Source organism: Parazoarcus sp. PS-13 R2A (assembly GCF_057621855.1).
The window spans coordinates 1-12848 of record NZ_JBYEXN010000041.1; the positions used below are offsets into that span (position 1 = coordinate 1).

The 12848-nt window shown below is 64.2% G+C and carries 12 protein-coding genes and 2 tRNA genes; 10 read left to right on the plus strand and 4 right to left on the minus strand.

Going from position 1 to position 12848, the window contains the following annotated elements; translation table 11 throughout:
* The coding region (locus AC22G6_RS21380) for an ureidoglycolate lyase (RefSeq protein WP_487368451.1) at positions 1 to 223 on the plus strand (223 nt) is incomplete at its 5' end.
* A gap of 60 nt (positions 224 to 283) precedes the next feature.
* Here the strand turns inward: AC22G6_RS21380 and AC22G6_RS21385 are convergent.
* Positions 284 to 1177: a DMT family transporter gene (locus tag AC22G6_RS21385; RefSeq protein ID WP_487368452.1), complete on the minus strand. Its 894-nt coding sequence runs from the start codon at positions 1175 to 1177 to the stop codon at positions 284 to 286.
* Between the two features lie 362 nt (positions 1178 to 1539).
* Here AC22G6_RS21385 and hyi point away from each other — a divergent pair, with 362 nt between their 5' ends.
* The 4 genes from hyi (at position 1540) to AC22G6_RS21405 (ending at position 4562) form a co-directional block, all read left to right on the plus strand.
* A complete protein-coding gene (gene hyi / locus AC22G6_RS21390) occupies positions 1540 to 2319 on the plus strand; it encodes a hydroxypyruvate isomerase (RefSeq protein ID WP_487368453.1) in 780 nt (259 codons plus the stop codon).
* 105 nt (positions 2320 to 2424) lie between these two features.
* Complete coding sequence (locus AC22G6_RS21395) at positions 2425 to 2847, plus strand: DUF3830 family protein (RefSeq protein ID WP_487368454.1); 423 nt, start codon at positions 2425 to 2427, stop codon at positions 2845 to 2847.
* Between the two features lie 22 nt (positions 2848 to 2869).
* Positions 2870 to 4132: a glycerate kinase type-2 family protein gene (locus AC22G6_RS21400; RefSeq protein ID WP_487368455.1), complete on the plus strand. Its 1263-nt coding sequence runs from the start codon at positions 2870 to 2872 to the stop codon at positions 4130 to 4132.
* A 34-nt stretch (positions 4133 to 4166) separates the two neighbouring features.
* On the plus strand, positions 4167 to 4562 hold the full coding sequence (locus AC22G6_RS21405; protein ID WP_487368456.1) for a GlcG/HbpS family heme-binding protein: 396 nt from the start codon (positions 4167 to 4169) through the stop codon (positions 4560 to 4562).
* 41 nt (positions 4563 to 4603) lie between these two features.
* Here AC22G6_RS21405 and AC22G6_RS21410 read toward each other — a convergent pair whose 3' ends face one another.
* Positions 4604 to 5527, minus strand: a complete 924-nt coding sequence (locus tag AC22G6_RS21410; protein WP_487368457.1) for a LysR family transcriptional regulator — start codon at positions 5525 to 5527, stop codon at positions 4604 to 4606.
* Between the two features lie 187 nt (positions 5528 to 5714).
* Between AC22G6_RS21410 and AC22G6_RS21415 the strand changes: the two genes are divergently transcribed.
* Complete coding sequence (locus AC22G6_RS21415; RefSeq protein WP_487368458.1) at positions 5715 to 6488, plus strand: sulfite exporter TauE/SafE family protein; 774 nt, start codon at positions 5715 to 5717, stop codon at positions 6486 to 6488.
* 42 nt (positions 6489 to 6530) lie between these two features.
* Complete coding sequence (gene aceB / locus AC22G6_RS21420; protein WP_487368459.1) at positions 6531 to 8129, plus strand: malate synthase A; 1599 nt, start codon at positions 6531 to 6533, stop codon at positions 8127 to 8129.
* A gap of 73 nt (positions 8130 to 8202) precedes the next feature.
* Here aceB and AC22G6_RS21425 read toward each other — a convergent pair whose 3' ends face one another.
* The gene (locus tag AC22G6_RS21425) at positions 8203 to 9714 is read right to left on the minus strand and encodes an extracellular catalytic domain type 2 short-chain-length polyhydroxyalkanoate depolymerase (RefSeq protein ID WP_487368462.1); all 1512 of its coding nucleotides are present in this window, start codon (positions 9712 to 9714) and stop codon (positions 8203 to 8205) included.
* A gap of 249 nt (positions 9715 to 9963) precedes the next feature.
* On the minus strand, positions 9964 to 10686 hold the full coding sequence (locus AC22G6_RS21430; protein ID WP_487368460.1) for a murein L,D-transpeptidase catalytic domain family protein: 723 nt from the start codon (positions 10684 to 10686) through the stop codon (positions 9964 to 9966).
* Between the two features lie 151 nt (positions 10687 to 10837).
* Here AC22G6_RS21430 and AC22G6_RS21435 point away from each other — a divergent pair, with 151 nt between their 5' ends.
* From AC22G6_RS21435 to AC22G6_RS21445, 3 genes are all read left to right on the plus strand, one after another.
* Positions 10838 to 12448 (plus strand): L,D-transpeptidase family protein, encoded by a 1611-nt coding sequence (locus AC22G6_RS21435; RefSeq protein ID WP_487368461.1) that lies wholly within the window; start codon positions 10838 to 10840, stop codon positions 12446 to 12448.
* Positions 12449 to 12520: 72 nt separating this feature from the next.
* Positions 12521 to 12597 (plus strand) — tRNA-Met (locus AC22G6_RS21440).
* A gap of 84 nt (positions 12598 to 12681) precedes the next feature.
* Positions 12682 to 12758: transfer RNA gene (locus AC22G6_RS21445), tRNA-Met, on the plus strand.
* Positions 12759 to 12848: the final 90 nt, after the last annotated feature.

The window sequence follows — 12848 nt, forward strand, 5'->3', positions numbered from 1 at the left end:
GGCGCCCGCGGGCGAGGCGCCGACGGCTGCGCAACTGCGGGTGTTCGTGGCCCGTGGCGACCAGGGCGTGAACTACGCCACCGGCGTCTGGCACCACCCGCTGCTCGCGCTGGGCGCGGTGTGCGACTTCCTCGTCGTCGACCGCGCTGGACCGGGCCACAACTGCGACGAAATCACCCTCGACACCGTCGGCCTGATCGCCAGCGCGGACTGGTCAAGCTAGGCAGCGTCGCGACGCGCCGGACACGCTCCGGGCGCGTGGCGAAATGCGCTCACCCGGACATCAAGCCTTTCGCCGGGCCTGCAGCAAGGGCCACAGGCTGGTCAGCGCCAGCGCCACCACGATCAGTGCCATGCCGGAAAACTCGTTCGTGCTCGGCCGCTCGCCCAGTTCGATCCAGCCCGCAAGCGCGCCGATCAGCGGGATGCCGAGCGCTGACAGACCGGCTACGCCGGCAGGCAGCTTCTGCAGCACGTAAAGCCACAGCAGCCATGCGAGACCGGTTGCGAACACCGCGTTGAAGAGCAGCGCGCCGAAGAAATACGGGGTCGGGTCGATTGGCCGCGACGGCACCAGCAAGGCCACCACGCACAGCGCAAGGGCGCCGAACAGCATCTGCCACGCGGTCATCGACAGCAGGTCGAAGTCATGGTCGCGCCGCATGCGCTTTGCCACCACCGTCGACAGCGCCCAGGTCAGACCGCCGCCCACCGCCAGCACATTGCCCATCACGCTGCCGGTCATCGACCACGGGTCGAGAATGAGCAACAGTCCGAAGGCCGCCACGGCAGTCGCAACCCACTGCACGCCGCGCACGCGCTCGCCAAGCAGCCACCACGCCAGCGGCATCAGCCAGAACGGCATGGTGTACACAAGGATGGCGGTCTTGCCCGCGCCGCCACTGACCAGCGCCCACTGAATCAGCGCCGTAAACGTCGCCGTCTGCAACAGGCCGAGCAGGAGCAGCTGGCGCGGCGCCACCGGACGCAGCGGCCGGCGCGCGATCAGCACCACGATGAACAGCACCACCGCGGCAAGCAAGGTGCGGATGGCGGAAAAGTCGAAGGGATCGACGTAGCTGATCACCTGCTTCATCACCACCCAGTTGTAGCCCCAGATCAGCGACATCAACAGCAGCGCCAAGACTGCCAGTCTGGCAGGACGAACCGAAAGCATTGCATTACTCGCGAAAGCGGCGGACACCCGCATACAGCATGCGGGCCGGGTCCGCCGAAAAAGGAAAGCCGGCACACGGCCGGCGCAGGGAATATCGCCTGTAGCATATCGAAAACAGGCCGGCAGCGCCCATGACACTTTGGCTGCGAAGCGCCGAGCCAGATCGCGCATCATGCTCAACCGCCGATGAGGCCGAGCTTGCCCACAAAGCAGTGACCTGACAATGTACGAACGCTTATGCTGCGTATCGCTCCTTGCGATCACGTGCTGAAATCCCATGCCGCCACATGCCCGAACTGCCTGCCGATACAACCGGATTGCGCACGTCAGCCCCGCACGTGCTTGAACGAGATTACGAGACCATGCCCAAGTTCACCGCCAACATCACCCTGCTGTTCAACGAGCACGATTTTCTCGACCGCTTCCAGGCTGCTGCCGATGCGGGATTTGAGGGGATCGAACTCCAGTTTCCCTATGCCTTCGACAAGGACACGGTCGCCGAGCGACTGGATCGCAGCGGGCTTCCTCTGGTGCTGCACAACCTGCCCGCGGGCGACTGGGACGCGGGTGAGCGCGGCATTGCCTGCGATCCGGCGCGGGTTGGCGAGTTTCAGGACGGTGTCGGTCGCGCAATCGAATACGCACAGGCGCTTCGCTGCCAGCAGCTCAACTGCCTCGCCGGCATTGCGCCGGCAGGCGTGCCCGCCGAGACGGTGCACCAGACCTTCGTCGACAACCTGCGCTTTGCCGCCGAGGCGCTGAAGCGAGCGGGTATCCGCCTGCTGATCGAACCGGTAAACACTTGGGACATCCCCGGCTTTCATCTGTGCCGCACCGCGCAGGCAATCGACATCATCGAAACGGTCGGTTCCGACAACCTGTTCCTGCAGTACGACATCTATCACGCGCAGCGCATGGAGGGCGAACTGGGCAACACAATCGCCCGTCATCTGCCGAAGATCGCCCACATGCAGCTTGCCGACACACCGGGGCGGCACGAGCCGGGCAGCGGAGAGATCAACTTCGCATGGCTGTTCCGGCATATCGACCAGCTTGGCTATCAGGGCTGGATCGGCTGCGAATACAAACCGGCTGCCGGTACGGTCGAAGGCCTCGGCTGGATGAAGGCGCTTGCGGGCTGACTGCGGCAAGCCCTGATGGGCGAATCCGTTCAGTCGCGTATTCTCGCGGATTCACGGTGAGCGGACCGAAAGCGGGCTCGCCGATCCAACACTCGGGGAATTTTCATGCGTCACATTGCCATTGATGTCGGTTCTTTTCACTTTGTCGCCCGCCTCGAAGAGGCCGCAGCGCCGCTCACCAGCGCAGCCTTTCTCAAGCTGCTGCCCTTCACCAGCAAGGTCATCCATTCGCGCTGGAGCGGCGAGGCGGTCTGGGTACCAATGGGCGAGTTCGACACCGGGCTCGACTTCGAGAACCACACCAACCACCCTTCGCGCGGCGATGTGCTGTTCTACCCCGGCGGCTTCTCCGAAACCGAGATCCTGTTCGCCTATGGCAGCAGCCAGTTCGCCAGCAAGATGGGGCAACTGGCCGGCAACCACTTCCTGACCGTCGTCGAGGGCAACGAACTGCTCATGGAAATGGGCCGTACCGTGCTGTGGAAGGGCGCGCAGGAGATCACCTTCACCGATCTCGGCGAGCGCTGAGCCTGCGACCGGCCCCGCCCACATGAACGCCACGCCCCGTGAAGTGCTCGCGGCCATGTTTGCCGCCGCCGTCAATTCCGCCCAGCCCGAACACTGCATTCCGCCTCACCTGCCCGCCCCTCCGAAGGGACGCACCCTCGTCATCGGCGCCGGCAAGGCATCGGCGGCGATGGCACGCACACTGGAGCAGCACTGGACGGGTCCGCTCGAAGGGCTGGTCGTCACCCGCTACGGCTATGCCGTGCCCTGCGAGCGCATCGAGATCGTCGAAGCCGCGCATCCGGTGCCGGATGCCGCAGGGCGCGAGGCCGCCAGCCGCATGTTCGCCATGGTGGATGGGCTGAGTGCCGACGACCTGGTGATCTGTCTGATCTCGGGTGGAGGCTCGGCCTTGCTCCCCCTGCCCGGCGCAGGTGTCACGCTCGAGGACAAGCAGGCCATCAGTCGCGCCTTGCTCAGATCGGGCGCAAGCATTACCGAGATGAACTGTGTGCGCCGCCACCTCTCCGCCATCAAGGGCGGCAGACTTGCGGCAGCCTGCCACCCTGCACGCGTGGTGAATCTGCTGATCTCGGATGTGCCGGGCGACAACCCGATGGACATCGCGTCCGGCCCGACCGTGGCCGACTCGAGCAGCTGCGCGGATGCGCTTGAAATCGTGCGGCGCTATGGCATCGAACTGCCGAATGCGGCGCGAGCCCTGCTCGAAACCGGCGCGGGCGAGACCATCAAGCCCGCGGATGAACGTCTGGCCGGTGTCAGTACGCACCTGATTGCCACGCCGCAACAGGCGCTCGAGGCGGCAGCTGACGTGGCACGCGCGGCCGGCATCACCCCTGTGCTGCTCGGCGACCGTCTTGAAGGCGAAGCACGGGACGTGGGCAAGGTGCTGGCCGGAATCGCGCTGCAGGTGCGCACCCACGGCCAGCCCGTTCCGCCGCCCTGCGTGCTGCTCTCCGGCGGGGAAACCACCGTCACCGTGCGCGGTAACGGCCGTGGCGGGCGCAACGTCGAGTTTCTGCTGGCGCTGGCGATTGCGCTCGATGCGGCACCCGGTATCGACGCAGTGGCGGGCGACACCGACGGTGTCGATGGGCAGGAAGAAGTTGCTGGCGCCTTCATCGGCCCCGACACCCTCGCCCGGGCGTGGGAGAAAGGCATCCGTCCGCGCGACAGCCTCGACAACAACGACGGCCACGGTTTCTTCGAGGCGCTTGGCGATGCACTCGTCACCGGCCCCACACTCACCAACGTGAATGATTTCCGCGCAATCCTGATCACCTGACGCGCCCAACAACACCCAAACAGAGGACGAGACCATGAAAACAATTCAACAACTCACACTTGAAGACGTAAAGCGCATTGCCGCTGCGGCCGAGGCCGAGGCCGTCGCAAAAAGCTGGGCGGTGACCATCGCGATCTGCGATGCCGGCGGACACCCGCTGTGGCTGCAACGCATGGACGGCGCCCCGCTGATGAGCACGACGATTGCACCGGACAAGGCCCGCACCTGCGTGCTTACCGGCAAGCCCAGCAAGGTGTACGAGGACATGGTGAATAACGGGCGCTACGCCGCACTGCGCCTGCCGGTCGTGCCGCTCGAAGGCGGCGAGCCGATCATTGTCGATGGCACGGTGATCGGCGCTGTCGGCGTGTCCGGCGTGAAGGCAGGCGAAGACGCGATAGTTGCGCGCGCGGGTGTCGCAGCACTCTGAGCAGATACTGCGCGCCGCGTCTGGCACCCGGCCTGACATCATCAGGTCGTCGTGGCGTCTCCCGCGCCTGCGCCCAGCCAGTAACCGGCGCTGCCGTAGCACGCCTTCAGATAATCGATGAAAGCCCGCACCCGCAGCGCCAGATTACGGCGGTGCGGAAACACGGCGTACACCCCATTGGCAGGCGCGGCAAAGTCGTCCAGCACCGACACCAGCCTGCCAGCACGCAGATCTGCCGCCACTTCCCATAGCGAACGCCACGCAAGGCCCTCGCCCGCCAGCGCCCACTCATGAAGCACGGCGCCGTCGTTGCAGTCCAGACGACCGTCGACCTTCATCATCGTGGTGTTCCCGCTGCCGTCGGAGAACAGCCACCCGCGCTGCTGCCCCAGCGACAGGCAGACGTGATTGTCCAGATCGTCAGGTGACGCCGGAACACCGTGCCGGACCAGATAGTCCGGGCTGGCGACGACCACCCGGCGGTTCTCTGCCAGCCGCACCGACACCAGACTGGAATCGGCCAACTCACCGATACGGATCGCACAGTCGATGCCTTCATTGACGAGGTCGACCAGGCGGTCGGTCAGGTCCAGCGTGCAGCTCACGTCCGGATTATCGTGCAGATAGTTGCGCACCAGCGGTGCCACATGGCGACGCCCGAAACCCGCTGGCGCCGAGATGCGCAGGTGTCCGCTCGGTTTCACCCCACCCAGACTGACCGAGGCTTCGGCATTCGAGAGGTCATTAAGGATGCGCTGGCAGTCTTCGAGAAAGGCACTGCCCTCGAAGGTGAGCGTGATGCTGCGCGTGGTGCGCACCAGCAGCTTGACGCCGAGGCGCTGCTCCAGCGCATCGAGCCGGCGTCCGATCACCGCGGGGGTCACACCCTCGGCGCGTGCAGCAGCGGAAAGGCTGCCTCGACTCGAGACACTTACGAAGCTTTCAATCTGCTTGAGCTGGTCCATTTTATACTTTTAGTAAAAGATAAAGTGATCATACCGCTTATTCAGTTTTATATAAGAGTTCCATAGACTGCATCTCATTCGGGGAGGAGACAGACCCGATCCAAGACGCTGCGCCCCGGGGGCTCCCCTCCCCCGGAGCAGCCAGCGCACCAGACACCCTGCACGCAAGCCGTTTCACAGGACAGCAATGGAACTCACCGATATCGCAATCATCGCCTTCGCCGCACTCGCTGCGGGCGCGGTGAATTCCGTTGCCGGTGGCGGGACCTTCTTCTCCTTTCCGGCCCTGCTCGCCATCGGCGTGCCGCCGGTTGTTGCCAACGCAAGCAACTCGGTTTCGCTGTGGCCGGCCAGCCTCGCGAGTGCGTGGGCTTTTCGACGGGAGCTGGCACGTTTCTCACGCTGCCTGCCGATGCTGACCGTGGTGGCCTTCGCCGGCGGCATCGCCGGTGGTCTGCTCCTGCTCGCGACCTCCAACGCGGCCTTCGCACGGCTGATTCCGTGGCTGCTGCTGATCGCCACCCTGCTGTTCGCCTTCAGCCGGCAGATCTCCGGCGCACTGAAAGGGTTTCGCCCGCTGCCGACAGCGGGCAACACACACCGCATCGGCCGTGGCGGCTTTGTGTTCCAGCTGGCCGTGTCGATCTATGGCGGGTTCTTCGGTGCGGGCATGGGCATCCTGATGATTGCGGCGCTTGCGATCCAGGGCTTTGAAGACATGCATGAGATCAACGCGCTGAAGAACTGGCTCTCCACGGTGATCTACAGCGTGGCCGTCGCCACCTTCACCATCGCCGGCGCAGTGTCCTGGCCGCACACCGTGGTGATGCTGGTCACCGGCACGCTGGGCGGATACCTCGGCGCCCGCGTGGCTCGGCAACTGCCTGCCGCCCTGATCCGCAGCTTCGTCATCCTGATCGGCGCCGTGCTGACGATCTACTACTTTGGCAAAACTGCCTGAAACCCTTTACCGATTTCTGCTCACTTAACTGAAGGATTCCACATGAGCCTCAACCTGCCCCAGGGCATGCAGATCAACGCCCCCATCGAAGCCCGTTTCGACGAAATCCTCACCCCCGAAGCCCTCGCCTTCGTCGCCAAGCTGCATCGTGCCTTCGAGCCCCGCCGCCGCGAACTGCTGCAGGCACGGATCGACCGCCAGGCCCGCATCGACGCCGGCGAGATGCCCGACTTCCTCCCCGAAACGCAGCACATCCGCGATGGCGACTGGCAGGTTTCCCCGCTGCCGAAGGCGCTGGAATGCCGCCGGGTGGAGATCACCGGCCCGGTCGAGCGCAAGATGATCATCAACGCCTTCAACTCGGGCGCTGACTCCTACATGACCGACTTCGAAGACTCAAACAGCCCCAACTGGTCCAACCAGATCCAGGGTCAGGTCAACCTGTACGACGCCGTGCGCCGCAAGATCAGCTACACCAACGAAGCCGGCAAGGAGTACCGCCTCAACGACAAGATCGCCACCATGCAGGTGCGCCCGCGCGGCTGGCACCTTGACGAAAAGCATGTGCTGGTCGATGGCGAGCGCGTGTCCGGTGGCCTGTTCGACTTCGCCCTGTTCTTCTTCCACAACGCCCGTGAGCAACTGTCGCGCGGCTTCGGCCCCTTCTTCTACCTGCCCAAGCTTGAGGGCCACCTCGAAGCCCGTCTGTGGAACGACATCTTCTGCATGGCGCAGGACGAGATCGGCCTGCCGCGCGGCACGATCAAGGCCACCGTGCTGCTCGAAACCATTCTCGCCACCTTCGAAATGGAAGAGATCCTGTACGAACTGCGCGAACACTCCGCCGGCCTGAACGCCGGGCGCTGGGACTACATCTTCTCGTGCATCAAGAAGTTCAAGAAGGACACCGACTTCTGCCTTGCCAACCGCGCCACGATCAACATGGAAGTGCCCTTCATGCGCAGCTATGCGCTCGCCCTGGTGCAGACCTGCCACAAGCGCGGCGCCCCGGCCATCGGCGGCATGAGCGCGCTGATCCCGATCAAGAGCGATCCGGAAGCCAACGAAAAGGCCATGGCCGGCATCCGTCACGACAAGAATCGCGACGCCAACGACGGCTATGACGGTGGCTGGGTGGCACATCCGGGCCTGGTGCCGATCGCGATGGAAGCTTTCACCAAGGTGCTGGGCGACCGCCCCAACCAGTGGGACAAGCAGGTCGGCGGCAAATACGGCCCCAGCGACTGGCTCGACTTCCAGCCCGAGCAGCCGATCACCGAGGCCGGCGTGCGCAACAACATCAACGTCGGCATCCACTATCTCGGCAGCTGGCTGGCCGGCAACGGCTGCGTGCCCATCCACAACCTGATGGAAGACGCCGCCACCGCCGAAATCGCGCGCTCGCAGATCTGGCAGTGGGTAGTGTCGCCCAAGGGACGCATGGACGATGGCCGCGAAGTGACGGCCGAGCTGATCCGCAGCATGATTCCAGAAGAGCTGGCCAAGGTGAAAGCCACGGTGTCGGCGCAGGGCGAACAGACCGCGACCTACGATCAGGCCGCGGGCATCTTCGAGAAGATGAGCCTCACGCCCGACTTCCCGGAGTTTCTGACCCTGCCGCTGTACGAGGCAATGGACTGATCGACTCAGCCCTCAAGTAAGTGCCTTGAAGTGAAAACGGCCCCGCGAAATATCGCGGGGCCGTTTCAGTTGATCACGGGCAAACCGCACTCGTCGGCCTGTTGTTGCGCCCCACCACACGATCCTTCGCCAGCGAAAAATACGGATCGCAGGCAGGTGGCTTCGCGCCGGTGCTGACCATGAGCTGCACGGAAGAAGCGCCTTCGGTGCCGCTGGCATCGACCGCACGCACGAGATAACGATAAGTGGTCTGCGGCTGCAGCCCGCGGTCCACCCAGGACGGTCCATCGACCGTCACCGCCGTCACCGCATGCATGACGCTGCCGACGCCCGCGTCCGCGCCTTCCCCACGATAGATCCGGTAGCCGGCAGCACCGGCAACCGGCGTCCATGCCAGCGCAACCTGATCCGCAGAACGGTCGATCACCCTCAAGTCGGGCATCTGCGTCGCGACGGGCGCAACCCGTCCTGCGCCACCACTGGCGAGCTTTTCCACCATGCGCCAGATCGCGGAAATCTGCACCCCGTCGCGGGTCGCATAGTGGCCGGGCATGTCGTAGCCGAAGTCGGTGTAACCCCACCAGTCCCAGCACCCCTTCGGATTGAAGGGCGTAATCGGTACCGCGCTGGTGGCGGCGGTCTGCGGATAGAGCACGACGATACGGTTGGCATCGGCCCATTCGTTGAAGCCAGCGCGGTTCACAAAGTCTTTCCCGATCAGTCCGGCCTGCTGCTCGCAACCGTGGAAAGCCACATGCAATCTGCAGGCTTCACCAGCAGCGCAATCGGCCGGCACATACAGATAGCCGGTGTCCGCCATCGACGCCCGGATCGGGTTCAGCGGCCGGCCACCACGCTGGATGAAGGGGCGCTGGTCGAACTCGCGTACCTGCCCCTTGAGACTGGCAGATGCGCTGCGTGCCAATGGCCCGTAGAACAGCTGCAGCGCAGCGCCTGCGGCGTCGTACGTGGGCGCCCCGGCATCGCCGTCGGGGCAGCTGTTGATGAATGTCCCGCCCGTCGTCGCACACGGATTGCACGCCGCGCCATTCGCGTCCGCACAGCTCGCCGAGATCTGCGCATGCGCCGCACGCAGTTCGTTCTTGTAGAAGATCTGGGTTTCTGGAACAAGCCCTTCGTACCAGGCGTGCAAGGCATCGCTGACAGGGCGCTTGACGATGCCGTCGTTGTAACCGTGAAAAATCCATACCCGCTGACGCTGCAGATTGCTCACGTCGTCGTTCAGGCCACGCGCTGACCATGCGCGGGCCGCGGCATGCATGTCACTCAGGTTGATATTGGTAATCGGCTGCGCCGGGTAGGACGGGTCGCCCTGCATGCAACGCGCCATCACCTTGCCCACCCCACTGCCTGCCCATGAATCGCGTCCGGCGCAAAAGTACGGACCGCCCGCCGTGGCAGCAACCCCGCTGATGGTGGCCGCATGCGCGGTACCGAACTGCACCGCCATGAAGGCGCCCGAAGAAATGCCGGACACCGTCGTTTGCGGCAGGTCTAGCACGTACGCAGGCAGATCCTCTGCCATGGCGGGCGCCAGCACCACCAGCGAACTTGCCGCCAGCATCGCCACGATCCCTGTCCGTAGCCGCCACCTTCTCTCAACCGCCATTCCCGTCCCCTTTGTGCAATGCATTGGTTACCGGGACCATAGACGGCGATCATGCAAACGGCAAGGAATGCGGCGATGGGTGTCGGCCTGCCTGCGCGCAGCGTCAGGGCGACAGCAAGCACATCCGGCGCGCGAAGCCGTCGCCGGAAAGAAAAAACGGCGCACGCGGCGCCGTTTCATGATGGAGCGGAGTGAAGCCCGCGCTCAGCTACCCAGGTCCTGCATCGTCGCACGGGCTGCAGCCACGGCGGACTCGTTGCAACGCAGGTAGCGCGACGAGGCCAGCCACTTGCGGTCGGGGTAGTAGGAGAAAACGAACTGCCCTTCCTTCAGATGGTCTATCACCCTGCGGGCAACGCCGTCCGCCACGGCAGGACAGCCCTGGCTGCGGCCAAGGCGGCCGTTTTCCGCGATGAAGTTCGGATCGACATACGAGGCCCCGTGGATCACGATCGCACGCTCGTAAGCGTTGTCGTTTACACCGGGTTCGAGTCCCTGCATGCGCAGGGAGTAGCCGTTGCGACCGTCGTAGGTTTCGCCGGTGCGAAACAGGCCGATACTGCTCTGGTTGCTGCCGACGCGATTGGAGAAGCTGGTGGCGAGTTCATCACCGGAGTTGCGACCGTGTGCGACCAGTTCCTCGTGCAGCACCTGCCGCTTGTCGAGATCGAACACCCACATGCGCGGCACGTTGGCAGACAGCGAGTAGTCGATTACCGCCAGACGACTCGACGATTCAACCCCTGACGCCGTCGCGCACTGCATGGCGGACAAGGCAAGTTTGAGCACCTTGGGTGCAAGATTTGGCGCAGCAGCGGAAAGCTGCGCCTCGAGCAGTGCATCGGACGAGCCCGCCGATGCATTTGAAGACAGCACAAACAGAGGCAGGCCCAGCACGAGGGCTGCCTTTCGAAGCGAAACGTTCATTGTGTGAAATCCGTCCGGCTTGACGAGAACTAAGGCGCGCTTATCGAGCGCCCTGCTCTTTTTGTATGTCAATATCGTCCCTGAAGCTCGGCAAAACGACTTATTTTGCACAAACAGACCGCATCTTATCAGGCAGTTGCAGAAAACGCAGATGAAAAATCGTATCAACTCCCCAATCCGGGCAGTCCTGTTATTCCCGCTGTTTATTGCCTCCCTGCTCACCGGCGTCGCAGCGGCGAACGACAACGCGGTCAGCGCCGAACTGCGCGCGCAGCTGCAGCCCGTGATCGAGGGCCGCGCCCATGACACCAAGGTGCGCACAGAACTTGCCCGCGCGTATGCCGCACGAGATTTCGCACCGCTGTGGCAAGCACCTGCACGGCGCCAGCAGTTGCTCGCCGAGATCGAGGCCCTCGCGGATGACGGCCTGAACCCTGATCACTACCTGGCTGAGCTCCTGCGCAAACCGCTTGCGGCGTCCGGCACTGCCATACAGCGCGCGCAGGACGACATCCGGATCAGCGAAGCCTGTACCGCAGCCCTGAACCATCTGCAGCGCGGCGTGCTCGACCCGGCCCGCGCGGGCCACTACTGGCGGCCATCCTCGCTTCCTGCACCGAATCTGCCCTCCCCCGCAGCCCAGCTCGGCAAGCCCGGTGACGCCGACCTTGCGGCCCTGTTCAACCGGTTTCGCCCAAAAACGGAGCTCTACACCGCGCTGCGCAAGGCCATGGCTGAAGCCCGTCAGGAGCAGTCCGGGGCTGGCCTGCCTCAGGTGTCACCCGGCCCGACGCTCAAGTCCGGCATGAGCAGCGCCCGCGTCATCGAACTGCGCGCAAGACTCATTGCCAGTGCCTATCTCGACGCACAGGACAGCTTCAGTCCGCAGATGGATGACACGCTGGTCGAGGCCGTGCGCGCATTTCAGCGCGACCAGGGTCTGGAGGCGGATGGTGCCGTCGGCCCGATCACGCTCGGGGCCCTGAACCGCAGTCTCGCGGAACGTCAGGCCATGCTGCGCATCAATCTCGAGCGTTCGCGCTGGCTTGCTGCGCGCCAGCAGGGCGAATACGTACTGGTGGATATCGCGGGCTATCGCCTCTCATACTTCCGCGACGGCGTCCCCCTGTGGTCGGCCAGAACACAGGTCGGCACAGCGGCGCGGGAAACGCCGGAACTGTTCTCGCGCATCACCCACTTCACCATCAACCCGACCTGGACCGTGCCGCCGACCATCCTCAGGAAGGACATCATCCCCAAGGCCAGCACTGACCCGGAGTACCTGGCCAGCCGCAATATTCGCGTTCTCGACCGGGACGGCGACGAGGTTGACCCCGCCACCGTCGACTGGAGCAACACGTCCGGCCTGACCCTGCGCCAGGACGCCGGCGATGGCGCAGCCCTGGGCAAGGTCGCGATCCGCTTCTCCAACCCCTACGCGATCTACCTGCACGACACCCCCAACCAGCGCCAGTTCAAGCGCAGCACGCGCGCATTCAGCTCTGGCTGCGTGCGGGTTGAGGACGCACTCGACCTGGTCAGGCTGCTGATCGAGGGCAACGGCGGCGACGCCCATGTGGCGCGTTTCGAGTCGGTGCTGGCCAGCGGCAAGACCGGCAATCTGAGCCTCGCGGGCTCGGTCCCGATCATCGTCGCCTACCTCACCGCCGCCCCGGACGCCGAAGGTCGCATCACCTACCGCCCCGACATCTACAGCCGCGATGCCGAGCTGATGGCCGCCCTCGATACCGCGTCGAAGTAATCCCTTCGAAACGGTTTTTTCAGGTTTACCTTGATTTTCAGCCCTGCGTTGTTTATAGTGCTGCTTCTCCGACGCGGGGTGGAGCAGTCTGGCAGCTCGTCGGGCTCATAACCCGAAGGTCGCAGGTTCAAATCCTGCCCCCGCAACCAAGATTCACGAAAAGGCCAGTCGCCGTTTCCTGACTGGCCTTTTTGATTCAGCTTCAAACTGCGCAAGCAGTGCACGATCTCCGACGCGGGGTGGAGCAGTCTGGCAGCTCGTCGGGCTCATAACCCGAAGGTCGCAGGTTCAAATCCTGCCCCCGCAACCAAGCTTCAGCATCAAAGCCAATCACTTCACGGTGGTTGGCTTTTTTGTTTTCAGTGACCCGTCCTACCAGAGGTTGACACCTTTTCGAATT

What these genes read in the sequence shown, in the direction of transcription:
- AC22G6_RS21385 (WP_487368452.1), bottom strand. Translation starts at nt 1,177, where the DNA reads ATGCTTTCGGTTCGTCCTGCCAGACTGGCAGTCTTGGCGCTGCTGTTG.
- hyi (WP_487368453.1), top strand. Translation starts at nt 1,540, where the DNA reads ATGCCCAAGTTCACCGCCAACATCACCCTGCTGTTCAACGAGCACGAT.
- AC22G6_RS21395 (WP_487368454.1), top strand. Translation starts at nt 2,425, where the DNA reads ATGCGTCACATTGCCATTGATGTCGGTTCTTTTCACTTTGTCGCCCGC.
- AC22G6_RS21400 (WP_487368455.1), top strand. Translation starts at nt 2,870, where the DNA reads ATGAACGCCACGCCCCGTGAAGTGCTCGCGGCCATGTTTGCCGCCGCC.
- AC22G6_RS21405 (WP_487368456.1), top strand. Translation starts at nt 4,167, where the DNA reads ATGAAAACAATTCAACAACTCACACTTGAAGACGTAAAGCGCATTGCC.
- AC22G6_RS21410 (WP_487368457.1), bottom strand. Translation starts at nt 5,527, where the DNA reads ATGGACCAGCTCAAGCAGATTGAAAGCTTCGTAAGTGTCTCGAGTCGA.
- AC22G6_RS21415 (WP_487368458.1), top strand. Translation starts at nt 5,715, where the DNA reads ATGGAACTCACCGATATCGCAATCATCGCCTTCGCCGCACTCGCTGCG.
- aceB (WP_487368459.1), top strand. Translation starts at nt 6,531, where the DNA reads ATGAGCCTCAACCTGCCCCAGGGCATGCAGATCAACGCCCCCATCGAA.
- AC22G6_RS21425 (WP_487368462.1), bottom strand. Translation starts at nt 9,714, where the DNA reads ATGCTGGCGGCAAGTTCGCTGGTGGTGCTGGCGCCCGCCATGGCAGAG.
- AC22G6_RS21430 (WP_487368460.1), bottom strand. Translation starts at nt 10,686, where the DNA reads ATGAACGTTTCGCTTCGAAAGGCAGCCCTCGTGCTGGGCCTGCCTCTG.
- AC22G6_RS21435 (WP_487368461.1), top strand. Translation starts at nt 10,838, where the DNA reads ATGAAAAATCGTATCAACTCCCCAATCCGGGCAGTCCTGTTATTCCCG.